Here is an 811-nt window from a genome sequence, read left to right on the forward strand (position 1 = left end):
CTTGTTAGCGCTGCAATTATCTCAGGCGCTCTACTCACTGCGTGCAGTACTGTAGATGAAGCTCCAGCGCAAAAGACAGCAACGGCTACTGACGTGGTTAGTCAATATGTAAGTATCGCTCAATCAAACTATGGCGACTCATTGAACACGGCAAAAACACTCGATACTGCAATCAAAGCTTTGCTAGACGCTCCATCTGAAGAGTCGCTTGCGGCGGCAAAATCAGCTTGGATTGAAGCGCGTGTACCTTACCAACAAACCGAAGCATATCGGTTTGGCAACGCATATGTTGATGACTGGGAAGGCAAAGTAAATGCTTGGCCACTAGACGAAGGCCTCATTGATTACGTTGACGCTAGTTATGGCACTGAATCTGATGAAAACCCATATTACGCTGCAAACATAATCGCCAATCCAAAGCTTAACGTTGGTGGCGTTGAAGTAGATGCATCATCAATCACGCCAGCGTTGCTATCAGAACAGCTTCAAGAAATTGATGAAGTTGAATCGAACGTAGCAACTGGATACCACGCCATTGAATTCCTGCTATGGGGTCAAGATCTTAATGGAACAAATCAAGGCGCGGGCGCACGTCCAGCAACAGATTTCTCACTAGAAAACTGCACTAACGGCAACTGTGACCGTCGTCGCGAGTATCTTCAAGCTGCAAGTACACTATTAATTTCTGATCTTGAAGATATTGTTGCAGCATGGACTGCAGACGGTGAAGCCACCAAACAACTTCTTGCGAAAGGTGATAATGGCGGTCTTTCTACCATGCTAACAGGTATGGGTAGTCTTAGTTATGGCG

Annotated in this window: 1 protein-coding gene; it reads left to right on the forward strand. The window is 46.1% G+C overall.

What is annotated here, in order from left to right; translation table 11 throughout:
- A partial coding sequence (locus A3762_RS19905) for an imelysin family protein (protein ID WP_369820705.1) occupies window positions 1–811 on the forward strand: 811 nt, incomplete at both ends.

This window comes from Oleiphilus sp. HI0125, from assembly GCF_001635355.1.